Consider the following 23,133-nt stretch of genomic DNA (forward strand, 5'->3'; position numbering starts at 1 on the left):
CACTGACGAACAAGGAGAAAACACATGCCTCGCGTCAAACGTGGTGTAACGGCCCGCGCCCGTCACAAAAAAGTTCTGGCCCTTTCCAAGGGTTTCCGCGGCCGCCGCGGCAATGTCTTCCGCATCGCCAAGCAGGCGGTGATGAAGGCTGGGCAATATGCCTACCGTGACCGCCGTGCCAAGAAGCGCGTGTTCCGCCGTCTGTGGATCGCCCGTATCAACGCCGCTGCACGTGAACTGGGCCTGACCTACAGCCAGTTCGCCAACGGCCTGAAGAAGGCAGCCATCGAGATCGACCGCAAGATGCTGGCCGATATCGCGGTGCACGACAAGGCTGCTTTCAGCAGCATCGTTGATCAAGTCAAGGCCAAGCTGGCTGCTTGAGATAACGGTCTGCGGCCATCCTCGTGATGGTCTGCAGCGCAAACAGCAAGGGCTAGGGCTTGAAAAGGCTGCTAGCCCTTGTTTCTTTTCACAGTCGATAAAGAGTCGATATGAACGAGTTGGATTCTCTGGTCGAGAGCGCGCAGCAGCTGTTCGCGCAGGCACAAACCCCCGCTGATCTGGAAAACGCCAAGGCGCAGTTTCTGGGCAAGTCGGGCAAGGTGACCGAGCTCATGAAGGGCATGGCGCAGCTTTCCGTCGAAGAGAAGAAGTCGCGCGGAGCCGCCATCAACGTGGCCAAGCAAGGCATCGAGGCCGCGCTGACCGCGCGCCGCAAGGCCCTGGCCGATGCCGAACTGCAGGCCCACCTGAAGGCCGAGGTGCTGGATGTGACCTTGCCGGGCCGTCGCCGTGGCCAGGGCGGCCTGCACCCCGTGTCGCTGACGCTGGAGCGCATCGAGGGCATCTTCGGCTCCATGGGCTTCGATGTGGCCGAGGGCCCCGAGATCGAGTCCGACTGGTTCAACTTCACGGCGCTGAACACGCCCGAAGACCATCCCGCCCGTTCCATGCACGACACCTTCTACGTGGAAGGCGGCACGGAACAGGCCCCCAATCTGCTGCGCACGCACACCAGCCCCATGCAGGTGCGCCATGCCGTGCAGCACGTCAAGAAATACCGTGAGCGGCTCGACGCCGGCCAGGGCATGCCCGAGATCCGAGTGATCGCGCCGGGCCGCACCTACCGCGTGGACAGCGATGCCACGCACTCGCCCATGTTCCACCAGTGCGAAGGCCTGTGGATCGGCGAGAACGTCAGCTTCAAGGATCTGAAGGTGGTCTTCACCGACTTCTGCAAGACCTTCTTCGAGAGCGATGACCTGGTGCTGCGCTTCCGTCCCAGCTTTTTCCCCTTCACCGAGCCCAGCGCCGAGATCGATATCCAGTTCCAGAGCGGCCCGCTGGCCGGCCGCTGGCTGGAGGTGGCCGGCTCCGGCCAGGTGCACCCCAACGTGGTGCGCAACATGGGGCTGGACCCCGAGAAGTACATCGGCTTTGCCTTTGGCATGGGTCCTGACCGCCTGACCATGCTGCGCTATGGCGTCAACGATCTGCGTCTGTTTTTTGACGGCGATATCCGCTTCCTGTCGCAATTCCGTTAGAAATGGATCGCCCCCTGAGGCGCTGCGCGCCATCCCCCTGGGAGGGGGACGACGCCCTCGCCGCGAGGCGGCTCTTGCTCGGCGTCTCCGGCCTGAACCACGCCAGTCGCATGGTCAGGCTGTTCGGGGGCTTGGAATGAGAGTCGTCAATACGTTCATGGGGTCCGCCAGCGCCGCGGCGCGCGGACCGAACCAACGCCAAAGAGTCTGATATGCAATTTCCCGAATCCTGGCTGCGCGAGTTCTGCAATCCGCCGCTGACCACCCAAGAGCTGGCCGACATCCTGACCATGGCCGGCCTGGAGGTGGAGGAGCTGGAGCCCGTGGCACCGCCGTTCACCAAGATCGTCGTCGGCGAGATCAAGGCTGCCGAGCAGCATCCCAATGCCGATCGCCTGCGCGTGTGCCAGGTCGATGTGGGCGGGCCCGAGCTGCTGACCATCGTCTGCGGCGCGCCCAATGCGCGCGTGGGCATCCGCGTGCCTTGCGCCATGGTTGGGGCCGAGCTGCCACCCGGTGAAGACGGCAAGCCCTTCCTCATCAAGATCGGCAAGCTGCGCGGCGTGGAGAGCTTCGGCATGCTGTGCTCGGCACGCGAACTCAAGCTGTCCGAGGACCATGGCGGCCTGATGGAGCTGCCGCTGGATGCGCCCCTGGGCCAGAACATCCGCGAATACCTGAACCTGGATGACACCCTGTTCACGCTCAAGCTCACGCCCAACCTGGCGCATTGCCTGAGCGTCTATGGCGTGGCGCGCGAAGTGGCTGCGCTGACCGGTGCGCCGCTCAAGCCCCAGTCGTTCACGCCTGCTGCGGTGGGTGTGCAGGACAGGCTGGCCGTGAAGATCGAGGCGCCCGACCTGTGCGGCCGCTTCTCGGGCCGCGTGGTGCGCAACGTCAACACCCAGGCGAAGACGCCGCAGTGGATGGTCGATCGCCTGGCGCGCTGCGGCCAGCGCAGCGTGGCGCCGCTGGTGGACATCTCCAACTATGTGATGTTCGAGCTGGGCCGCCCCTCCCACATCTTTGACCTGGACAAGATCCACGGCGGCCTGCAGGTGCGCTGGGGCAAGGAAGGCGAGCAGCTCAAGCTGCTCAACGGCAACACCGTCACCGTCGATGGACAGGTGGGCGTGATCGCCGATGAGCGCGAAGTCGAATCGCTGGCCGGCATCATGGGCGGCGACGCCACGGCCGTGTCCGACGACACGCGCCACATCTACATCGAGGCGGCCTTCTGGTGGCCCAAGTCGATTGCCGGCCGTTCGCGCCGCTACAACTTCTCCACCGATGCGGGCCACCGCTTCGAGCGCGGCGTCGATCCCGAGCTGACCGTCGAGCACATCGAGCGCATCACGGAACTGGTGCTGCAGATCTGCGGCACGCCCGAGATCGTCTGCGGCCCCGTCGACGACCAGCAGGCCAACATGCCCCAGCCCAAGCCCGTCACGCTGCGCGTGGCGCGTGCGGCCAAGGTCATCGGCATGCCGCTCACGCAGCAGCAATGCCACGATGCGCTGGCCGGCCTGGGCCTGCCGGTGGAGCAGGGCGATGGCGTGCTCACCGTCACGCCGCCCAGCTTCCGCTTCGATATCAACATCGAGGAAGATCTGATCGAGGAAGTGGCGCGCATGGTGGGTTACGAGAACCTGCCCACGACCAAGCCGCTGGCGCCCATTGCGCCCAAGCTGCGCGCCGAAAACCGCCGCAGCCAGTTCGCCGTGCGCCGCGCGCTGGCCGATCTGGGCTACCAGGAAACCATCAACTTCAGCTTTGTGGAAGCCGCGTGGGAGAAGGATCTGGCCGGCAACGCCAATCCAATCCAGCTGCTCAACCCCATCGCAAGCCAGCTCAGCGTGATGCGCTCCAGCCTCATCGGCTCGCTCATGCAGGTGCTCAAGTTCAATGCCGACCGCAAGGCCGAGCGCGTGCGCGTGTTCGAGCTGGGCCGTGTCTTCCTCAAGGATGACAGCGTTGTTGACAGCGACACCACGGTCAAGGGCTTCTACCAGCCCATGCGCGTGGCGGGCCTGGCCTGGGGAGCTGCCGAGCAGCTGCAATGGGCTCGTGGCGAGACCAAGGTCGACTTCTACGACGTCAAGGGCGATGTCGAGGCGCTGCTGGCGCCGCGCAAGCCCGTGTTCGAGCCGGCCGAGCATCCGGCCATGCACCCGGGCCGCTGCGCACGCGTGCTGCTCGATGGCCAGTCCATCGGCTTCATCGGCGAGCTGCATCCCCAGTGGCGCCAGCAATGGGATCTGGCCCAGGCGCCCGTGCTGTTCGAGCTGGAGCTCGATGCCGTGCTGGCGCGCGAGGTGCCGGTGTTCAAGCCCGTGGCCAAGCACCAGGCCGTGGAGCGCGACATTGCCGTGGTCGTGAACGAAAAGACCACGCATGCCCAGCTCATGCAGGCGGTGGAAGCTGCCCAGACCGGCGGCCTGCTGCGCTCTGCCGTGCTGTTCGATGTGTTCCGTCCCAAGGCGCTCAAGGCCGGCGAGACAGCGGCACCGGGCGCGCTGGCGCAGGACGAAAAGAGCCTGGCCGTGCGCCTGACGCTGGGCCATGACGACAGCTCGCTGACGGATGTGCAGATCGAGCAGGCCGTGCAGGCCGTGCTCGAGCAGCTGCAGCAGCGTCTGGGTGCGCGCCTGCGCGCATGATGGAGGGTGCATGCCGTGAAAGGAGATCCTGTGATGGAACTGGCGGTGGAAAGTCTTGATTCGCCTGCGCTGACCAAGGCGCAGCTGGCGGATCTGCTGTTCGACGAGATCGGCCTGAACAAGCGCGAATCCAAGGAAATGGTGGATGCGTTCTTCGAGCTGGTCTCGCAAAGCCTGGTGTCGGGCGAGGATGTGAAGCTGTCGGGCTTCGGCAACTTCCAGATCCGCACCAAGGCGCCGCGTCCGGGGCGCAATCCGCGCACGGGCGAGGCCATTCCGATCGAGGCGCGCCGCGTCGTGACCTTCCATGCGAGCAGCAAGCTCAAGGAGCAGATCCAGGAAGGCACATCGGGCTCCCAGGCCTGAGGAAAGCCTGCCCGGGCCTGCATGGCCAGCTGTCGCCAGCCTGTCTGCCTCGCGGTGGATGGGCTGTTTTTACGACAGGGTGCTGGCCTGCAGGCGAGCTGTGCAGTAGGCTCGGCCTTCTTCCCGGATCGGCGTCCGCGCACCAGCGGCATTGCACATCCTGACTTCATCCACATTTGCCATGGCTTCACTTCTGCCCCAGATTCCCGCCAAGCGCTACTTCACCATCGGTGAGGTCGCGGATCTGTGCGACGTCAAGCCGCATGTGCTGCGCTACTGGGAGCAGGAGTTCACGCAGCTGCGCCCCATGAAGCGGCGCGGCAACCGCCGCTACTACCAGCACCATGAAGTGCTGATGATCCGGCGCATCCGTGAGCTGCTGTACGAACAGGGCTTCACCATCAACGGTGCGCGCAACCGCCTGCGTGAGGCCTCGGGGTCTGCCGTGGTTCCCGCGCTGCAGGCCGGTGTCGCGGTGTCGGCGCCGGCTGCCGCGCCGCTGCTCGGCGGCGATGCCGCGGCCAGTGTTCCGCTGGAGCCGGAGGCCGTGCGTGAAGAGCTTTTGCAGATTCGTGCGCTGCTTTCTATTTGAGAGCAAAAAGCTGTATATAATTGAATTCTTCGGCGTGTAGCGCAGCCTGGTAGCGCACTTGCATGGGGTGCAAGGGGTCGCGAGTTCGAATCCCGCCACGCCGACCATAAATGAATACGGACCACAGCTTCTGGCTGTGGTCCGTTTTTCTTTGTGCCATCGCCAACCGCTACCAACCGCTGAAGGGGAGCGGCCGTTGCGCGGGAATCAACCCTGGGCGCAGGTCTCAAGCAGCCATTGCCGGAAGGCTGCCAGCGCCGGCAGTGTCGCGTTCCTCTCGGGATAGACCAGGTAGTAGCTGCGCTGGCTGGGGATGGCGTCTCCCACCACGTGCAGCTCACCGCGCGCCATCTCCTCTTCCACCAGTACCCGTGGCACCAGGCCCACGCCCATGCCTGCCAGCACGGCCTGTATCAGGTGCGAGGTCAGCTCGAAGCTCGGCCCTATCCGCATCTGCCGGTGATCGAGTCGATAGTGCGTGAACCACTCGCTCCAGGCCTGCCGGTTGCTGGCCACCGTGAGCAGCACCTGCTGGCCCGCCCAGTCCGGCGAGGCTGCTGCCTGCCCGGCCTGCTGCAGCGCCTGCGGGCTGGCCACCGCCACCAGAAACTCGTGGTACAGGCGATGCGCGGTCAGCCCGGGCCAGTCTCCCGTGCCCACGGTGATGGCGGCGTCTATCTCTGCGCTGTCGAAGTCGATATCGCCGATGCGCGAGTGGATGTGCATCGTCACCCCGGGCTGCGCCTGGTAGAAGCCATGCAGGTGCGGCAGCAGCCATTTGGAGCCGAAGGTGGGCAGGGTGGCCAGGTTGAGCGTGCCACCGCCGGACTGGCGTGACATGGCCTGCAGGGTGGCGCTGCGTATGCGGCCCAGCGCGGCACCCAGGTCGATGAAGTAGCGGCGCCCCACATCAGTCAGGCGCACCGTGCGGCCCTCGCGGCGGAACAGGCTGATGCCCAGCTGCGCCTCCAGTGTCTGCACCTGCCGGCTGATGGCGCTCTGGCTGAGCGACAGCTCCTCGGCCGCTCGCGCATAGCTTTCGTGGCGCGCGGCCGCCTCGAAGACCAGCAGCAGGGACATGGAGGGCGTCAGGCGTCGGTAATTCATGAGTTTTATGCAGTGTTCGCGGCCGCAATTTTCGTTTGTTCCAGAGGAAGAGTGTAGAGATACTTGCGGCCATGGTCGGCCTGAAATCGTGTATTGCATGCATGGGTTTCCTGGGCTGATCGCCAGCAACAAATCTCCCCACCTTGCCTTCCATGTCGATTGCCCCACTGCCCCACGCCAGCGCCCCCGTGCCTGCCCAATACCTTGAGTTTCTTGAAGCGTTGAAGGCCGCCGGCTTCGAGGGCGACGTGGACACGGACCATGCCAGCCGCACCGTGCTGGCCACGGACAACTCCATCTACCAGCGCATGCCGCAGGCGGCCATCTACCCGCGTCACGCCGAGGATGTGGCCAGGGCGGCGCAGGTGCTGGCGCGGCCTGAGTTCCGCGATGTGGTGCTGACACCGCGCGGCGGCGGCACGGGCACGAACGGGCAGTCGCTCACGCATGGCGTGACCATGGACTTGTCGCGGCACATGAACGGCATCCTCGAAATCAATGCCGAGCAGCGCTGGGTGCGCGTGCAGGCCGGCGTGGTCAAGGACCAGCTCAACGCCGCGCTCAAGCCATACGGACTGTTCTTTGCCCCCGAGCTGTCCACCTCCAACCGCGCCACCATCGGCGGCATGATCAACACCGATGCCAGCGGGCAGGGCAGCTGCACCTATGGCAAGACGCGCGACCATGTGCTGGCGCTGGACTTCGTGCTGCTGGGCGGCGAGCGCCTGCACAGCGCGCCGCTGGATGCTCAGGCGCTGGAGCGCATGTGCGCCGATTCGGGGCGCATCGGCAAGGTGCACCGCACGGCGCGGCGCATCAGCGAGGACCAGGCGGAGTTGATCGAGGCCAGATTCCCCAAGCTCAACCGCTGCCTCACCGGCTATGACCTGGCCCATCTGCGCGAAGGCGACGGGCGCTTCAACCTCAACAGCGTGCTGTGCGGCGCCGAAGGCTCGCTGGGATTCGTGGTGGAGGCGCGGCTCAACGTGCTGCCCATTCCCCGGTACTCGGTGCTGGTCAACGTGCGCTACGCGGGCTTCATGGATGCGCTGCGCGATGCGCGCGCGCTGATGGCGCACCGGCCGCTGTCCATCGAGACGGTGGATTCCAAGGTGCTGTTGCTGGCCATGAAGGACTTCGTCTGGAGCAGCGTGGCCGAATACTTCCCGCAGGACGGCCAGCGCCCCACGCTGGGCATCAACCTGGTGGAATTCAGCGGCGACGATCCGCAGGAGGTCGATGGCCGCGTGCAGGCCTTCCTCGCCCACCTGGGCGCGGATACTTCCGTGGAGCGGCTGGGCCATACGCTGGCGGCGGGCAATGCAGCGGTCCACCGCGTCTATGCCATGCGCAAGCGCGCCGTGGGCCTGCTGGGCAACGTGGCGGGCGAGGCGCGGCCCCAGCCCTTTGTCGAAGACACGGCCGTGCCGCCCGAGAACCTGCCCGAGTTCATTGCCGAGTTCCGCGCGCTGCTGGACAGCCACGGCCTGCAGTACGGCATGTTCGGCCACGTCGATGCCGGCGTGCTGCATGTGCGCCCCATCCTGGACATGAAGAACCCCGTGGACGCCGCCCTGGTGCGCCCCATCTCCGACGCGGTGGCCGAACTCACGCAGCGCCACGGCGGCCTGCTGTGGGGCGAGCACGGCAAGGGCCTGCGCTCCGAATATGTGCCGGCCTTCTTCGGCGAGCTGTATCCCTCGCTGCAGCAGCTCAAGGCCGCCTTCGACCCGCACAACCAGCTCAACCCCGGCAAGATCGCCACGCCGCCGGCCAGCAAGACCTTGCTGCTCAAGGTGGATGGCGTCACCACGCGCGGCGAGCTGGACCGGCAGATCGACGAGCGCGTATGGCAAAGCTATGGCGCGGCCATGCACTGCAACGGCAATGGCGCCTGCTACAACTTCGACCCGGACGACGCCATGTGCCCGTCCTGGAAGGCCACGCGCCAGCGCGTGCATTCGCCCAAGGGCCGGGCCTCGCTGATGCGCGAATGGCTGCGCCTGCAGGGGCAGGCCGGCGTGAACGTGCTGGAGGTCGCGCAGCGGCCCCAGCCCTTTCTGTCCAGCCTGGCCGCGCGCTGGCGCAACAGCCGCGCGGCGCGCCGCGGCGAGGCCGATTTCTCGCACGAGGTCTATGACGCCATGGCCGGCTGCCTGGCCTGCAAGTCCTGCGCCGGGCAGTGTCCCGTCAAGGTCAACGTGCCCGAGTTCCGCTCGCGCTTTCTGGAGCTCTACCACCGCCGCTACCTGCGGCCCGTGCGCGACTACCTGATCGGCTCGCTGGAGTTCACCATGCCGTGGCTGGCGCGCATGCCCGCGCTCTACAACGGGGTGATGGGCTCGCCATGGATGCGCGATGTGCTCAGCCGTCGCATCGGCATGGTCGATGGCCCGCTGCTGAGCCGGCTGGACCTGGCAGCCACCTTGCGGCAATGGAAGGTGCGCGCGGCCGATGCGCAGGCGCTGGCCGCGCTTTCGCCCGAGCAGCGCGCGCGCAGCGTGGTCATCGTGCAGGACAGCTTCACCCGCTACTTCGAGACCGGCCAGCTGCAGGTGCTGATCGAGCTGGCGGCGCGTCTGGGGTTCCAGGTCTGGCTGGCGCCGCTGCTGCCCAATGGCAAGCCGCTGCATGTGCAGGGATTCATGGGCGCCTTTGCCAAGGCGGCCATCCGCAATGCCGCGCAGTTGGCGCAACTGGCTCAGCCCGGTGTGGCGCTGGTGGGGCTGGACCCGGCCATGACGCTGGCCTATCGGCAGGAATACCTCAAGGTGCCGGGTATGGGCGAGGTGCCCAAGGTGGCGCTGCCCCAGGAATGGCTGCAGCAGGTGCTGCCCGAGGCGCGCACGAACGAGGGCAGTACAGGCACTGCGTACCGCCTGCTGCCCCATTGCACCGAAAAGACCAACGCGCCCGACAGCGGCAAGCAGTGGGCACAGCTCTTCGAGCGACGGGGCCTGCGCCTGAGCGTGGAGGCCACGGGCTGCTGCGGCATGTCGGGCACCTACGGGCATGAGGCGCGCAACCTCGAAACCTCCAAGACGATCTATGCCCAGTCATGGGCCCGGCAGATCGAAGGCAAGCAGGAGCTGGGCGAGCCGCTGGCCACCGGTTACTCCTGCCGCAGCCAGGTCAAGCGCCTGTCCGAACGCCAGGTGCGCCATCCGCTGGAGGCCTTGCTGGACCACGTGCGCGCCACGCATCAGGGGTGAGAAGATGCGGGGGGCTGATCGTCGCCATTTCAGGAATTTGCAGACATTTTTGAAAAATCTCTGCGTTTTCCCTGAAGGCCCGTTTTTAGTCCCTATAATTCAATGCTTCGGCGTGTAGCGCAGCCTGGTAGCGCACTTGCATGGGGTGCAAGGGGTCGCGAGTTCGAATCCCGCCACGCCGACCACAACGCAAAGCTCCTGACGGAAACGTCAGGAGCTTTTTGCTTTGTACGTTCGATTTTGCGCGCGATTGTGCCTTGCGGCGAAGGGCGGGTGCAGCTCCGCCAGGCGGCTCCCTCGCGGATGGCGAGGGTAGCCAGCGCAGAAAACTCCATGCACCGTGAAGATGCGCCGCCAGGTCTGGATGCGTAAGACCTGCACCTACAATGGCGTCTTTTGTAACTGACGATTTCTTCCTGGTCTCGCACATGATGGATGGACTGATTACCGGCAGACTCACCGGTACGCCCGAACACCGCAGCGACCGCAATCGGCGCCCCTTCATGGTGGCCCGCGTGCGTTCCGAGGCATCCGATGGCACTTCCATCCCGGTCAATGTGGTTGCATTCGACGCCCAGGCCTGCGAGGTGCTGCGCAATTTGATCGAAGGCGATGCCGTGGCGCTGCGTGGCAGCTTCACGCCCAAGGTCTGGATAGACCGCCAGGAGCAACCCCATCCCGTACTGGATGTCGTGGCCCACCAGGTCATGGCAACGCCCGAGTTCCAGGACCGCTGACGCCCGCGCTGCGGCGCCGGTTGTGAGCTACTGAAAAAACTGTCTAGCCGCAGTGTGCCGGTACGGTCGCCGCGCGCTGTGTTGGCGCTACAGTGTGCGCCTGTGTTTTTGACAGGTTACAAGGAACCGCATCCATGCCCACCAAGCGCCATTTCCTCCGCCGCACGCTCACGGCCGCCGCGATTGCCAGCACCGCCGCCATGACCCTGCTGGCCATGCCCGCGCAGGCGCAGGACAAGCCCATCAAGGTCGGCGTCACGGCCGGCCCGCACGCCCAGATCATGGAGCAGGTCAAGAAGGTCGCCGAGAAGAACGGCCTGAAGATCCAGATCGTTGAATTCGGCGACTACGTGCAGCCCAATGCCGCGCTGTCTGCCGGTGACCTGGATGCCAACAGCTACCAGCACCGCCCCTACCTCGACGCCCAGGTGCGCGACCGCGGCTACAAGATCGGCTGGGTGGCCGACACGGTGAATTTCCCCATCGGCATCTATTCCAAGAAGATCAAGCAGCTGGCCGACCTGCCCCAGGGCGCCAAGTTCGGCATCCCCAACGACCCCACCAACGGTGGCCGCGTGCTGCTGCTGCTGCAGGCCCAGGGCCTGATCAAGCTCAAGGAAAGCGCGGGCCTGAAGGCCACGCCGCTGGACGTGGTCTCCAACCCCAAGAAGCTGCGCTTCGTGGAGCTGGACGCAGCCCAGCTGCCACGCTCGCTGGATGACCTGGACGCCTCGGCCATCAACACCAACTTCGCGATCTCGGCAGGCCTGAACCCCAAGACCGATGCCATTGCGCAGGAAGCCGCCAAGAACCCCTATGTGAACATCCTGGTCGCGCGCGATGCCGACAAGGGCAAGCCCTGGGTGGCGCAGCTGATCAAGGCCTACCACTCCGATGAAGTGCGCCAGTTCATTGATGTGCAGTTCAAGGGGTCGGTGATCCCTGCGTTTTGATAGGAAGCACCCCCTGAGCGGCTGACGCCGCTTCCCCCTCTCTCGCTTCGCGGGAGGGGGACGACACCCTCGCTGCGGGGCGGCCCTTGCTCGGTGTCCCTCGCTTTGGGTTGCGCCGGTTTCGGTCGCCGTGTTCAGTGCGAGCGAGGGCTGAATTGCAAAAGCTGCCATTGGCAGCTTTTTTTCATTCTCCCAGTACCCTGAAGTATTCGGTCAGCGGTGCGCGGGTGGTCTGGGTGCGGTTGACGGGGGCGGCCTCGTCGGGCCAGCCCAGGGCCAGGCCGCAGACGATGTGCTCGCCGGGCGGCAGGTCGAGCACGCGGCGCACGGTGTCGGGGTAGGAGGCCAGGGCGCCGATGGCGCAGCTGCCAAGGCCCTGGGCGGCTGCGGCCATTTGCAGGCCGTACAGGGTCATGCCCAGGTCCATGTAGCCGCCTGCGCCGAAGCGTGCGTCGATGCTCACGACCAGGGCCACGGGCGCATCGAAGAAGCGGTAGTTGCGGCCGAACTGCACGTCGCGCCCGGCGCGGTCCTCGCGGGCCACGCCCAGGGCGCTGTACAGGGCCTGGGCCGACGCCACCTGGCGCTTGCGCAGCGCCATGGGCATGGGGCGGGGGAAGTAGCCGTAGTCCTCGCGCTCAGGTGCTCCGCCTTGCCAGTCGGCCAGCAGCGCCTGTGTGAGTGCGCTGCGCAGGCTGCCGCGCACCTGGATGAACTGGCCGGGCTGCAGGTTGCCGCCGCTGGGCGCCCGGCGGGCCGATTGCAGCAAATGGTGCAGCAGCGCGTCCGGCACGGGATCGGGCCGGTAGGCGCGCACGGAGCGGCGCGCGTGCACCAGGGCCTCATGCGCATCGCCAAAGGGAAGGGTGTCGGACGGTGGGTTGGCGGACATGGGAAATGCGGAGTCCATGGATTCAAAGCGCCTGCACCAGGCAGGCCGCGCCTATGCCCCCAGCCCCTGCAATGGCGGCCAGGCCCAGGGCCGGTCTGTGGGCTGCTGGCGTGCGGTGCAGGTCTGAGAGCATGCGCACCAGCGCAACCGCGCCCGATGCGCCTATGGGATGGCCGCGCGCCAGGCCACCGCCGCCGGTGTTGAGCTGCTGCAGCGGCAGGCCCAGGGTTTCGGCAAAGGCCAGGGCCTGCACGGCGAAGGCATCGTGCAGCTCCACAGCCTGGAGCTCTGCCCCGGTCAGGCCAGGCAGCTGCAGCGCTGCGGCTGCACGCTCCAGCACCTGCTGGGCCGCCAGTGCGGCGGCGACCAGCGGTGTTTCGGGCGCATGGCCCAGCGAGGCACTGGCCACCCAGCGGGCGCGTGGCTGCAGGCCCAGGCGTGCACAGGCCTGCGGCGTGGCCAGCAGCACCAGGGCGGCGCCATCGGCCTTGGGCGAGATGGTGGGTGTGCTCAGCGCATGGCGCTGGCGTGCATGGGCGTCAACGGCGCCACCCGCTTCGGCCACCACGGGCATGCGGGCAACGCGGGCCGGGTTCAAGACGCGCGGATAGGCGTCGTGGTCCAGCCCGGCCAGGGGCACGATCTCTTGGGCCAACCGGTCGCGGTGCGCGAGCGCCAGCGCGTGGCTGTGGATGGCATGGGCCTCCTGAACGGCGCGGGTGATGCCGTGGGCCAGCGCGTGGTCGGCGGCCGATTGCAGCAGGTCCGGGTCACGTGCGGGATCGGGGGCGAAGGCGGGGCGTTCAAAGGGCACGGGCAGCTCGCCTGCATGGCGCGGGCGCGTCTGGCGGATGGGGGCACGGCTCCAGGCCTCGGCACCACCGGCCACCACGATATCGGCCTGGCCCGACAGCAGCAGGCCTGCAGCCAGGGCCACGCTGTCCAGGCCCGAGCAGCACTGGGTATCCACGCTGTGGGCCGCGCAGCGCTCCGGCAGGCCCGCAGCCAGGGCCAGCATGCGGGCCGGGTTGCCGCCTGCGCCCAGGGCGTTGCCTAAGACCACGGCATCCACGGCCCGGGCAGGCAGGCCAGCGCGTGCCAGCAGGGCCTGGAGCACGGGCGCGCCCAGCTCGTGCGCGGCAAATTCGCGCAATGCACCGCCCACGGGGGCGACAGGGCTGCGCGCCCAGGCCAGGATGACGGGGGCGTCGTGCGGGTTCATGGCAGGGGCAGCAGTGCGGGTTCGCTGGGCAGTGCCTGGCCAGTGGCCGTGGCGGTGGCAGTGGCCGCCAGCGCGCGCGCCAGACGGCCGTGGTCGGTCTTGCCGCTGGCGGTCTGCGGCCAGTCGGTGCAGCTCCACCATTGGCGCGGCAGCTTGTAGCTTTCCAGCCGGTCGCGCAGCCAGGCCGCCAGCGCCTGTGCGGAGCCTGCGGGCGCGGCGCCGTGCCATTGCACGACGGCGTGCACCTGCATGCCGCGCAGCGCGTCGGGCAGGCCTTGGATGGAGACCTGGGCCACGCCCGGGTGCGCGGCCAGCAGGGTTTCGACTTCTTCGGGGAACAGGTTCTTGCCCTGGGTGACGAGCATGCGGCTCTGGCGCCCGGCCAGGCACAGCTGGCCGCCGGCATCGATATGGCCCATGTCGCGCACGGACAGCCATTCGCCGTCGCGCAGCGCGGCCGTGCCGTCGCGCGCCTCGCCCACATAGTCCATGAACAGCATGGGGCTGCGCATGTAGATCAGGCCGTCCTCGCCCGGCTGCAGGGTGTGGCCGCCGGGCTGCTGCGTGGCGGGGCGGATCTGCAACTGCACATTGCTGAAGGGCCGGCCCACGGCCTGGGGCGGGGCCTGTTCGTCGGCCTCCATCCAGGCGATGAAGCTGGCTTCCGAGGCGCCGTAGAACTCGATGATGCGTGCGTGCGGAAACAGCGCGCGCAGGGCCGGGGTCTGGGCGCGCATCCAGCGCGCGCCGCTGATCATGATCAGCTCCACCTCGGGGATGGGCGCCAGCGTGCGGTGTGCGGCCCATTGCAGCATCAGCAGCAGCTGGCTGGGCACGGCGACCAGGCAGGGGGCTTCGCCGCGCGCCAGGCTGGTCAGGCAGCGCGCTGCCGAGAACCGCTCCTGCACCACGGCGCCTTCGCCGCACCACAGGCCCTGCATCACGCCGAACAGGAACAGCGAATGCGAGATGCGCCCGGGCGCCATGGTGCGCTGCGCGGCCACGGCGCCGAAGTCCTGCAGGCAGACGCGAAAGCTCTCTGTCCACGAACGGTGGTGGCGCATGAAGCCCTTGGGCAGCCCGGTGCTGCCCGAGGTGAAGCCGGTGTAGAAGGCGCCGGTGGCCGTGGCCTCGGCCAGAGCGCTGGGCGCCGTGGGCAGCCAGCCCTCGATGCGGCTGCGCACGGCATCGGGCCAGTCAGGGTCGGCCACGGCGGCGCAGCGGCCGCTGTGCAGGATGGCGAGGAATTCGACGATGGCATCCACGGTCCTGGCGCTGCCGCCCGTGTCCACCAGCAGCATCTCTGGCGCCTGGCCGGCCACCAGCGCGGCCGAGCGCTGCAGCACGGCGGCATGCAGCGCGGCAAAGCTCCATTGGCCGGCCTCGCTTTGCAGCGCCATCGCATCGGGGCGCTGCCGCGCCCAATGCTCCAGCGGGCCATGGACCAGGGTCCACGGGTGCTGCAGCGGCGCGGCCAGCGGATGACGCGCGGATGGCTCAGCCATGCTGGCGGCCTCCGAACGGCCAGTCCGGCATGCCGCGCGCCACCGTGTGCACCACCAGGGCGCACAGCACGCACTTGACCAGATCGCCGGGCACGAACAGCAAGGTGGCCATGAAGGCCTGCGACAGGCTGAGCTTGGCCATCAGCATGAGGCCCAGCACGCCAAAGGCATGCAGGGCCACCAGCCCGCCCAGCGCCGAGGCCGCAAAGGCGCTGAGCGCCGCGCGCCGGGGCGATCCCTGGGGCAGCGCACGCATGACCAGGCCGGCAATGCAGGCCGCCAGCGGGTAGCCCAGCAGGTAGCCGGCCGAGGGCGCCATGAAGACGGCAATGCCGCCGCGCCCGCCCGACAGCAGGGGCAGGCCCACGGCCACGGCCGCAAGGAACAGCAGCATGGACTGCATGCCGCGCCAGGGGCCGAGCATCACGCCGGCCAGCATCACGCCCAGCGACTGGATGGTGATGGGCACGCCCAGCGGCAGGTCGATCTTGGGAATCAGGCCCATGACGGCCATCAGTGCCGCGAACAGCGAGACCTGGGCCATGGAGCGCGCCGAGGCGCGTGAGACGGTGGAGGGAGCGGTCATGGAGAGTTCTCGCTGTCGGTCAGGAAGGGCAGTTCAGCAGGGCAAATCGGAAGGGCAAATCGGCAGGGCAGGCCTCAGCGGCCCAGGCGCGCCCACAGCGCATCGGACACGCGGCGCGTGGCCTGCAGCATGTGGATGGTCAGCGGCGCAATCAGGCGCAGGCCGCCGGCGCGGCCCGTGCGCAGCCGGTGGGCATCGTCCATGCGCTTCCACTGCACGAAGAAATGCTCGGTGAAACGCAGCATCAATGCCAGCTGCAGGGCCACCTGTTCGGGGGAGATGCCGATGCGCTCCAGCGGCGCCAGCAGCCGCTCCAGCACATCGACCAGATCGCTGGGGCGTGTGCTCACGGTCAGCGCCATGCCCAGCGTGGAGGCGCAGACCAGGCGCAGCGCGCTGGAGGCGGCCAGGGCGTAATGCTGCATCCACACATGGAAGGCGGCCACCAGCAGGGCGGCCACGGTCACCGACAGCATGAGCCGCCGTGCGCCCTCGGTGGCGCGGCCCAGCGACAGCCACAGCAGGCCGCAGGCGGCGCCGGCCAGGGCCAGCAGCCACGGTGAATCGATGAGGAACAGGCCCGTTCCCAGCAGCGCCATGAGCAGCAGCTTGCGGCCCGCACTCCAGGCATGGAGCCAACTGGTGTATTCGCTGTAGAGGCTTCCCATGGCGGCTGGCTCCTGCGTCAGGACTGCGTCTGCAGCCGCCGGGCCACGTCGGCTTCATAGGCTGCGCAGATCTCATGGCCGGGGCCGTCTGCGCGCACCTGGCCGCGCTCCAGCCAGAGCACGCGGCCAAAGCTGCGCACGTGGTCCAGCACATGGGTGGAGACCAGCACCTGCTGCTCGGCGGCCGCGATGTCCCTGGCCAGCCGCGCCTGGCCCGGCAGGTCCAGGCTGGCGAAGGGCTCGTCCAGCAGCAGCACGCGCGGCGCGGCAATGAGCAGGGCCAGCCAGCACACCTGCTGGCGCTGGCCCTGGCTGAGCCCGGCCACGGCGCGCGGTGCCCAGTCGGCCAGGCCGCGGCTGCTCAGCAGGGCGCGGGCGCGCTCCGTGGCCTCGCGCCGCGAGATGCCCGAAGGGCGCAATCCCAGGGCCAGCTCTTCCTCCACGGTGGGGAAGATGATCTGGTCGTCGGGGTTCTGGAACATCAGCCCGACCTGGCCCGGCCGCCTGGCGCGGGCCTCGTGCAGTTCGGTGCCGTCCAGCAGCACGCGCCCGGCCTGCGGCGCATCCAGGCCGCACAGCAGCCGGAACAGACTGGTCTTGCCCGCGCCGTTGTCGCCGATGAGTCCCACGCGCGGCTCGTCCAGCTGCAGGTCCAGGCCATCAAAGACGGTTGTGATGCCACGCCGCAGGCGCACCGCTTCCACGCGCAGGCTGGCGGCGCAGGCGGGGCAGTCGGCAGTTCGGGAGGATTCAGGCATGGCGAATGAAAGCGGGTACTTACCTGTAATGCACGCAACCACAAGGAATCTTGCCGTTGTACAGGCCTGTCGGGGGCGGATTCTAGCAATGCCGTCCAGGCCGTACATCAAGGCTTGAAAGACGGCAATCGATATAAGCACCGTATTTTTTATTCTTTTGTTTGAACAACGTTTTGCAACACACTCGTTAGAACACTAATGACGGCAGATCCTGGGGATTCGCCTGTGCTTGGCGACGACGCAAGACAACGCATGCCCATCGGCTTGCAACTGCGTCCAACTCCTCAGCACAGGACCCGGAAATTGCGCGCCATTGCCTGGAGATGGCGGTGCAAAGGCTGCCGTTGTCGATCCCAGGACCGTTTTCACTGCCGAACCGAGACTCCATGACCGTCCAGACCGCCCATTTGGCCCCGGAAAACGCGCTGATCCGCCTGCGCGACCTGCAAAAGAAATTTGTAACAGCCGATGGCAAGCACTTCGATGCCGTGCGTTCGGTGTCGTTGGACATTGGCCAGGGCACGGTCTTCGGCCTGATCGGCAAGAGCGGCGCGGGCAAGTCCACGCTGCTGCGCCTGATCAACCTGCTCGAGCGTCCCGACAGCGGCGAGGTGGTGGTGGCAGGCCAGCGCCTGACCGATCTGGGCCGCCGCGCGCTGCGCGAGGCGCGCCAGAACATCGGCATGATTTTTCAGCAGTTCAACCTGCTGCAGAACGCCAGCGTGTTCGAGAACGTGGCCTTTCCGCTGCGCATCCATGGCGGCCACTCGCGCGCCCAGATCGAGCAGCGCGTGCGCGAATGCCTGGACATCGTGGGCCTGGCAGACAAGGCCGGCAGCTATCCGGCCCAGTTGTCCGGAGGTCAGAAGCAGCGCGTGGCGATTGCGCGTGCCCTGGCGCCGCGCCCCCAGGTGCTGCTGTGCGACGAGCCCACCTCGGCGCTGGACAGCGAGACCACGCGCTCCATCCTGGCCACGCTGGCGGACATCAACAGCCGCCTGGGCGTGACCATCGTCATCGTCACGCACGAGCTGGCCGTGGTCGATGCGCTGTGCAGCGAAGTGGCCATCATCGAGCAGGGCCAGGTGGCAGAACGCTTCACGCTGCCCGCCCTGCCGCAGGGCCGTGCCTACGAGGCGCCGCAGCGCGCCACGCTGCTGGGCAGCGAACTTGAGGCCCTGCGCGTGGAGCGTGCCGACAAGGCCCTGCGCGAGCGCGGCGCCACCCGCCCCGTGGTGCTGCGCGCCGTGGGCGGCTCCGAGCACTGACGGGCTTTCGCCCGGTCCCGTTTTCCTCTTCTTTTAGCTTCCGCATTCCCATGTCTGAAAACATCGTCGAAATCCTGCCCGAGCTGTGGCTGGCCATGGGCCAGACCCTTTTGATGCTGGGCATCGGCCTGTCGGCCGCCGTGCTGATCGGCGGCCCGCTGGGCGTGCTGCTGTTCCTGCTGGGCCCCGGCCAGTCGCTGGACAACCGCCCGGCCTTTGCCGTGCTGAACTGGACGGTCAATACCGTGCGGTCCTTCCCCTTCATCATCTTGCTGGTCGCGCTGGTGCCCTTCACGCGCTGGCTGGCCGGCACCTCCATCGGCCCGCTGGCTGCGGCCGTGCCGCTGTCCGTGGCGGCCATTCCCTACCTGGCACGCCTGGTGGACCAGTGCCTGCGCGACGTGCCGCGCGGCGTGATCGAGGCCGCGCACGCCATGGGCGCCTCGGAGCTGCAGATCGTCTGGCGCGTGCTCATCGTCGAGGCGCGCTCGGGCCTGGTGCTGGCGCTGACCGTGCTGGCCGTGAGCTTTCTGTCGTACTCGGCCATTGCCGGCGTGGTGGGCGGCGGCGGCATCGGCGATCTGGCCATCCGCTACGGCTACTACCGCTTCCAGACCGATGTGATGGTGCTCACCGTGACCATCCTCGTGGCCATGGTCCAGGTCATCCAGTTCGTGGGCAACACGGCGGCCCGCCGCCTGGACAAGCGCGGCTGAGCGCGCTGTCCAGACCCGCTTTCTTCTTTCTTCCCGCTCCCTCCCAAAAAAAGGATTCCGACATGACCGCATCCCTTTCCTTCGTGCGCCGCCACCTGCTGGCCTCGGCCGCCGCCCTTGCCGCTGCCAGCGTGCTGGCGCTGCCCGCCCATGCCCAGGCCGACAAGAAGCAGCTGGTGATCGGCGGCACGGCAGGCTCCAACATCGACCAGCTCAAGCAGGGCATCGTGCCGCTGCTGCAAAAGAAGGGCTACCAGGTCAAGCTGGTGGAGTTCAACGACTACGTGCAGCCCAACCTGGCGCTGGCCCAGGGCTCGCTGGATGCCAACTTCTTCCAGCACCGTGTCTACCTGCAGAAGTTCGCGGCCGACCAGAAGCTGGACCTGGTGGAGCTGGTGCAAGGCCCCATCGCCCCCCTGGGCGTGTACTCCAAGACCCGCAAGACCCTGGCCGAGGCCAAGGAAGGCGACCGCGTGACCCTGCCCAACGACCCGAGCAACCTGGCCCGCGCGCTGGTGCTGCTGGAGCAGGCCGGCCTGATCAAGGCCAAGCCCGGCATCGACCCGCTGCGCGTGTCCGAAAAGGATCTGGCCGAGAACCCGCGCAAGCTCAAGTTCATCCCGCTGGAAGCCGCGCAGCTGCCGCGCTCGCTGGGCGACACCGAGTACGCCATCATCAACGGCAACTTCGCCATTTCCTCGGGCCTGAAGCTGACCGAGGCCGTCTCGCTGGAAAAGACCCCCGACCACTACCTGAACGTCGTGGCCATCAAGAAGAAGGACCAGGGCGCGGCATGGGCCAAGGACCTGGCCGAGGTCTACCGTTCGGCGGAGTTCAAGGCCGTGGTGGACAGCAAGTTCCAGGGCTATGCCAAGCCCACTTTCCTACAGTAAGCGCCGTGCAGGCAGCCACATAATGGCTGCCTGCGGGAGGTACGCCTCCCACCCGTTTTTCGCCACTTCCTCCAGGAGCAATGCATGAGCCAGATCAAGGTCGCTGTCATCGTGGGCAGCCTGCGCAAGGATTCCTTCAACCGCAAATTCGCCGACGCCATTGCGCGCCTGGCACCCGAAGGCCTGGTCTTCGAGCAGGTCGCCATCGATGCCCTGCCGCTGTACAACCAGGACCATGACGGCAATGAGGTGGACGTGGTCAAGCAGTTCCGCGCCCAGATCCAGTCGGCCCAGGCCGTGCTGTTCCTGACGCCCGAGTACAACCGCTCGATTCCCGGCGTGCTCAAGAACGCGCTGGATCAGGGCTCGCGCCCCTACGGCAAGAGCGTCTGGGCCGGCAAGCCCGCTGCCGTGGCCGGCGTCTCCGTGGGTGCCATCGGCACGGCGCTGGCGCAGCAGCACCTGCGCAATGTGCTGGCCTACCTGGACATGCCCACGCTGGCCCAGCCCGAAATCTTCATCCAGGCCAAGGACGGCCTGTTTGCCGAAGACGGCTCCATCGGCGCCGGCAGCCGCGATTTCGTGAACGGCTTCGTGCAGAAGTTCGCGGCCTGGGCGCGCAAGCACCAGTGAACGGCGCGGCAAGGCCGCTCAAGACACAAAAAAGCCCGGCAATGCCGGGCTTGTGCGTTGTGGGGCCTGCGAGCGCAGAACTCAGGCAGCGTCAGGAAGCGGGAGACGGGTTGGCAATCGCCGCAGCAGGGCGCGCGGCGGACGATGCCTTCTCGCGCGCCTGGGCCTGGTCGATGGCGTCGATGATCACCACGCCGGTCGACTTGACACCGGGCGCCGAAAAGCCGGCACCGGGCGTCACACCGGGATGGGCCAGCAGCTTGCGCGTCATTTCCTGGTTCAGTTGTTGCTGGCTGGGCTTGGCGGGGGTGGGCGCTGCGGCGGGCTGATCGGGCTCCTCGGGCGCAGGTGCCTCGTCGGTGTTGCGCACATAGCTGCGGTACACGCGGGAATTGAGCTGCTCCTGATCCTGCTCGCGCTGGTACTGCAGGAACTGGTAGACGCCAATGCCCACCACGGTGATGGCCAGCAGGGACACGGCGATCACCGTGATCACCAGGTTTTCATCGGACGGAGGGCGGGCATGGACAGGGCCGCGGGGCCGGACATGGGGGCGGGGACTTGTGGCTGGCATGGATGGAAGGCAGTGAATGCAATGAGGCTGCCTGGATATCGGCAGGTCCGCCGACTTTCTGAAATACAGACGGTTCGTGTCGGACAAAGCCGCGAATATGGCGGTGATGGTTCAGCCTAACAGCTTCGTGTGTCGTGCAAGGCCAGGCAGGCATTGGATTTTTCAAAGAAGCGGAAAAAGCGGATACCTGTTTTGTTTGGTAACGCCCACTAGACTGCTGGCGTGACGTTCATGACGGCATTCATCCATAAGGGCGAGACAAGATGCAAAAAAAGGGCTGGAAAAATCTGTGCAGGGGCGCCGCGCTGAGCGTGGCATTGGTGACCGTATTGGCGGCGTGCGGCGGTGGGGGAGGCGATGGCAATGGCTCAGTTGTCGAGCCGCAGCCGGCGCCTGTGCAGATGTCGCTGCTGGCGGGTTCGCTTGCAAGCAAGCCCGACGCACTGGCTCAGGACCACTGTGGTCAGGTCAACGGCGTGGGCGCGCAGGCGCGGTTTTCGAGAATCACCGATCTCGCCCTTTCGCCGCTTGGCGACATTTATGTGTCGGAAGATGTTTATCCGCCTGTGTCACCGCAGCCGCCTTGCCCCACGCCCGAGCGCTCTCGCATTCGCCGGATTGCGGGGGAAGGTGTGGTGTCCACCTTCTCCACAGGGGGTGACCGCGACTGGGGCGAGCCCCGCAACTATCTGTATCCGCGCGCTATTGCAGCAGGTGGCAGTGGCGAGGTCTTTGTTGCGGATGGCCTGACCTGTGCAGAGTGCGCTGTCTTCAGTGGAGGCATGCCCCGCAATGGCATGGGAGTCTGGGTGCAGCAGGCATCGGGCGCAGTGCGGGCGCTGGCCGGTGGTGGGCCCAATTCAAGTGGCCCTAAGGATGGCGTTGGCGCTGCAGCGATTTTTTCCGGCCCCCATGCCATGCGACGTACGCCCGATGGCCGGCTGTTCGTGCTGGATGGGAACAGGCTGCGTCAGGTCACGGCCGATGGCGAGGTCACCACGTTGCCAGGCGAAGGTTTCAACGCGCTCGCCGTCGCCAGCAATGGGCAACTGCTGGTGGCCCGTGGTGGAGAAATCCTCAACTACACGACAGGCCAAACGCTGGCTAGGCTGGATGACAACGTGACTTCCATGGCCCTGGACAGCAGGAATGGCATCTACGTTGTGACCAGCAACCGCAGCACCCTGGTCCAAAAACTTTCGGATAGCGGGCAGCTCAGCATCGTGGCAGGACGTGTGGACAGCGCACCCCTGGCATACGAGCTGGGGCCGCTGCCTGGCAAGCTGCTGCACGTCAAAGCCATTGCTTTCGACCGCCAGGACCGCTTGTTGATCGCCGGCGCGTACGCCGTCGTTCGCACCAGTCCGCTGGTGCGCTGATTGCGACGGCTGCCAGGCTCGGCGGCCAGCAAAAAGCGCAGGCGCCCCGGTCAGGGTGCCTGCGCTTTTTTATGCGCAAGACCGAGCTCAGGCGGCGATGGCCGCTTCCTGATTGGCGGCAGCCGCTGCACGCACGATGTCGTTGCGGGCCGATTCCAGGGCCTTGGCCTTGGACTCATCGCCCATGGCCACGCCTTCTGCGCGCACGATGCTCACATCGGTGATGCCCAGGAAGCCGAACACCGTCTTCAGGTAGCTTTCCTGGTGCTCCAGGGCCTGGCCCATTTCGCTGGTGGAGTACACACCGCCGCGCGTGGAGGCCACGATGACCTTCTTGCCCTTGGCCAGGCCTTCGGGGCCGGCTGCGGTGTAGCGGAAGGTGCGGCCGCCCTGGGCGATGCGGTCGATCCAGGCCTTGAGCTGGCTGGAGATGGTGAAGTTGTAGAACGGAGCGCCGACCACGACCACATCGGCCGCCAGGAACTGGCTCACCAGGGCTTCGGAGATGGCGTTCTGTGCGCGCTCGGCTTCCGTCGTGGCGGCCTGGCCGGTGCGAAAGCCCATGGACACTGCGTTCAGGTGGTCGGGGGCGTTCACGGCCAGATCCAGGTACTCGACCTTGGCGCCGGGGTTGGCGGCGACCAGGGCAGCCACGGTCTGGGCGGTCAGCTGGCGGGACACCGAAGCGGCGCCGGTGATGGAAGAGTCGATGTGCAGAACTTGCATGAAAAAGCTCCTGGGATGTCGGTTGGGATCGCGGTTGGGATCGGCCATTCGGGAAAGCTTGTAGGGCCGACGATGGGATCAATTGTGAATTTGGACAGAGTCTTTGATAAGCCGCAGAAATTGCGATAGATTGTCCTGA

The 23,133-nt window shown here is 66.9% G+C and carries 22 protein-coding genes and 2 tRNA genes; 15 read left to right on the forward strand and 9 right to left on the reverse strand.

Annotated features, from left to right (window positions below):
- The first annotated feature begins 24 nt into the window (after window positions 1–24).
- The 6 genes from rplT to ACF8LI_RS19570 all read left to right on the forward strand — a co-directional run bounded on the left by rplT (window position 25) and on the right by ACF8LI_RS19570 (window position 5,272).
- Window positions 25–384 (forward strand): 50S ribosomal protein L20, encoded by a 360-nt coding sequence (rplT, locus tag ACF8LI_RS19545; protein WP_012206412.1) that lies wholly within the window; start codon window positions 25–27, stop codon window positions 382–384.
- Between the two features lie 110 nt (window positions 385–494).
- Window positions 495–1,547, forward strand: a complete 1,053-nt coding sequence (gene pheS, locus ACF8LI_RS19550; protein WP_012206411.1) for a phenylalanine--tRNA ligase subunit alpha — start codon at window positions 495–497, stop codon at window positions 1,545–1,547.
- A 212-nt stretch (window positions 1,548–1,759) separates the two neighbouring features.
- Window positions 1,760–4,207, forward strand: a complete 2,448-nt coding sequence (gene pheT, locus ACF8LI_RS19555) for a phenylalanine--tRNA ligase subunit beta (protein WP_392413964.1) — start codon at window positions 1,760–1,762, stop codon at window positions 4,205–4,207.
- A 33-nt stretch (window positions 4,208–4,240) separates the two neighbouring features.
- Window positions 4,241–4,573, forward strand: coding sequence for an integration host factor subunit alpha (locus tag ACF8LI_RS19560; RefSeq protein ID WP_016448314.1), 333 nt, complete (start codon window positions 4,241–4,243; stop codon window positions 4,571–4,573).
- Window positions 4,574–4,754: 181 nt separating this feature from the next.
- Complete coding sequence (locus ACF8LI_RS19565; RefSeq protein ID WP_016453295.1) at window positions 4,755–5,165, forward strand: MerR family transcriptional regulator; 411 nt, start codon at window positions 4,755–4,757, stop codon at window positions 5,163–5,165.
- 30 nt (window positions 5,166–5,195) lie between these two features.
- Window positions 5,196–5,272 (forward strand) — tRNA-Pro (locus ACF8LI_RS19570).
- A gap of 100 nt (window positions 5,273–5,372) precedes the next feature.
- Here the strand turns inward: ACF8LI_RS19570 and ACF8LI_RS19575 are convergent.
- Entirely contained in the window at window positions 5,373–6,371 is a 999-nt protein-coding gene (locus tag ACF8LI_RS19575) for a LysR substrate-binding domain-containing protein (protein WP_277848658.1), read from the reverse strand.
- Between the two features lie 53 nt (window positions 6,372–6,424).
- On the opposite strand from ACF8LI_RS19575, the gene ACF8LI_RS19580 reads away from it, so the two are divergent.
- The 4 genes from ACF8LI_RS19580 (at window position 6,425) to ACF8LI_RS19595 (ending at window position 11,174) form a co-directional block, all read left to right on the forward strand.
- Complete coding sequence (locus tag ACF8LI_RS19580; protein WP_392413965.1) at window positions 6,425–9,484, forward strand: FAD-binding and (Fe-S)-binding domain-containing protein; 3,060 nt, start codon at window positions 6,425–6,427, stop codon at window positions 9,482–9,484.
- Window positions 9,485–9,592: 108 nt separating this feature from the next.
- Window positions 9,593–9,669, forward strand: a tRNA-Pro gene (locus ACF8LI_RS19585).
- A gap of 201 nt (window positions 9,670–9,870) precedes the next feature.
- Window positions 9,871–10,221 (forward strand): single-stranded DNA-binding protein, encoded by a 351-nt coding sequence (locus ACF8LI_RS19590; RefSeq protein ID WP_012206405.1) that lies wholly within the window; start codon window positions 9,871–9,873, stop codon window positions 10,219–10,221.
- A gap of 134 nt (window positions 10,222–10,355) precedes the next feature.
- Complete coding sequence (locus tag ACF8LI_RS19595; RefSeq protein WP_016448274.1) at window positions 10,356–11,174, forward strand: MetQ/NlpA family ABC transporter substrate-binding protein; 819 nt, start codon at window positions 10,356–10,358, stop codon at window positions 11,172–11,174.
- Window positions 11,175–11,358: 184 nt separating this feature from the next.
- Here the strand turns inward: ACF8LI_RS19595 and ACF8LI_RS19600 are convergent, their stop codons facing one another.
- The 6 genes from ACF8LI_RS19600 to ACF8LI_RS19625 form a co-directional block, all read right to left on the reverse strand.
- Entirely contained in the window at window positions 11,359–12,084 is a 726-nt protein-coding gene (locus ACF8LI_RS19600; protein WP_392413966.1) for a nitroreductase, read from the reverse strand.
- Between the two features lie 4 nt (window positions 12,085–12,088).
- Window positions 12,089–13,288, reverse strand: coding sequence for a thiolase family protein (locus tag ACF8LI_RS19605; protein WP_392413967.1), 1,200 nt, complete (start codon window positions 13,286–13,288; stop codon window positions 12,089–12,091).
- On the reverse strand, window positions 13,285–14,793 hold the full coding sequence (locus tag ACF8LI_RS19610) for an AMP-binding protein (RefSeq protein WP_392413968.1): 1,509 nt from the start codon (window positions 14,791–14,793) through the stop codon (window positions 13,285–13,287). Before ACF8LI_RS19610 ends, ACF8LI_RS19605 begins: the two co-directional genes overlap by 4 nt.
- Window positions 14,786–15,379, reverse strand: coding sequence for a biotin transporter BioY (locus tag ACF8LI_RS19615; protein WP_016448270.1), 594 nt, complete (start codon window positions 15,377–15,379; stop codon window positions 14,786–14,788). Before ACF8LI_RS19615 ends, ACF8LI_RS19610 begins: the two co-directional genes overlap by 8 nt.
- A gap of 74 nt (window positions 15,380–15,453) precedes the next feature.
- Window positions 15,454–16,047: an energy-coupling factor transporter transmembrane protein EcfT gene (locus tag ACF8LI_RS19620; protein WP_017406442.1), complete on the reverse strand. Its 594-nt coding sequence runs from the start codon at window positions 16,045–16,047 to the stop codon at window positions 15,454–15,456.
- Between the two features lie 17 nt (window positions 16,048–16,064).
- A complete protein-coding gene (locus tag ACF8LI_RS19625; RefSeq protein ID WP_392413969.1) occupies window positions 16,065–16,805 on the reverse strand; it encodes an energy-coupling factor ABC transporter ATP-binding protein in 741 nt (246 codons plus the stop codon).
- Window positions 16,806–17,191: 386 nt separating this feature from the next.
- On the opposite strand from ACF8LI_RS19625, the gene ACF8LI_RS19630 reads away from it, so the two are divergent.
- The 4 genes from ACF8LI_RS19630 to ACF8LI_RS19645 all read left to right on the forward strand — a co-directional run bounded on the left by ACF8LI_RS19630 (window position 17,192) and on the right by ACF8LI_RS19645 (window position 20,315).
- Window positions 17,192–18,073 carry a methionine ABC transporter ATP-binding protein gene (locus ACF8LI_RS19630; RefSeq protein WP_046985622.1) on the forward strand — a complete coding sequence of 294 codons (882 nt, stop codon included), beginning with the start codon at window positions 17,192–17,194 and terminating at the stop codon, window positions 18,071–18,073.
- Window positions 18,074–18,123: 50 nt separating this feature from the next.
- Window positions 18,124–18,789 (forward strand): methionine ABC transporter permease, encoded by a 666-nt coding sequence (locus tag ACF8LI_RS19635; RefSeq protein WP_012206396.1) that lies wholly within the window; start codon window positions 18,124–18,126, stop codon window positions 18,787–18,789.
- Window positions 18,790–18,851: 62 nt separating this feature from the next.
- Window positions 18,852–19,682, forward strand: coding sequence for a MetQ/NlpA family ABC transporter substrate-binding protein (locus tag ACF8LI_RS19640; protein WP_016453286.1), 831 nt, complete (start codon window positions 18,852–18,854; stop codon window positions 19,680–19,682).
- Between the two features lie 84 nt (window positions 19,683–19,766).
- Window positions 19,767–20,315 carry an NADPH-dependent FMN reductase gene (locus tag ACF8LI_RS19645; RefSeq protein ID WP_016448265.1) on the forward strand — a complete coding sequence of 183 codons (549 nt, stop codon included), beginning with the start codon at window positions 19,767–19,769 and terminating at the stop codon, window positions 20,313–20,315.
- A 91-nt stretch (window positions 20,316–20,406) separates the two neighbouring features.
- On the opposite strand, the gene ACF8LI_RS19650 is transcribed toward ACF8LI_RS19645, so the two are convergent.
- The gene (locus ACF8LI_RS19650) at window positions 20,407–20,889 is read right to left on the reverse strand and encodes a hypothetical protein (RefSeq protein WP_016453284.1); all 483 of its coding nucleotides are present in this window, start codon (window positions 20,887–20,889) and stop codon (window positions 20,407–20,409) included.
- A 263-nt stretch (window positions 20,890–21,152) separates the two neighbouring features.
- Between ACF8LI_RS19650 and ACF8LI_RS19655 the strand changes: the two genes are divergently transcribed.
- Window positions 21,153–22,268, forward strand: a complete 1,116-nt coding sequence (locus ACF8LI_RS19655; RefSeq protein WP_026062879.1) for a hypothetical protein — start codon at window positions 21,153–21,155, stop codon at window positions 22,266–22,268.
- A gap of 87 nt (window positions 22,269–22,355) precedes the next feature.
- On the opposite strand, the gene ACF8LI_RS19660 is transcribed toward ACF8LI_RS19655, so the two are convergent.
- Window positions 22,356–22,994 carry an FMN-dependent NADH-azoreductase gene (locus tag ACF8LI_RS19660; protein ID WP_016448263.1) on the reverse strand — a complete coding sequence of 213 codons (639 nt, stop codon included), beginning with the start codon at window positions 22,992–22,994 and terminating at the stop codon, window positions 22,356–22,358.
- Window positions 22,995–23,133 lie beyond the last annotated feature (139 nt).

Origin of the sequence: Delftia sp. WSY_12, assembly GCF_043104645.1 — a bacterium.
GTDB classification, from domain to species: domain Bacteria; phylum Pseudomonadota; class Gammaproteobacteria; order Burkholderiales; family Burkholderiaceae_C; genus Comamonas; species Comamonas tsuruhatensis.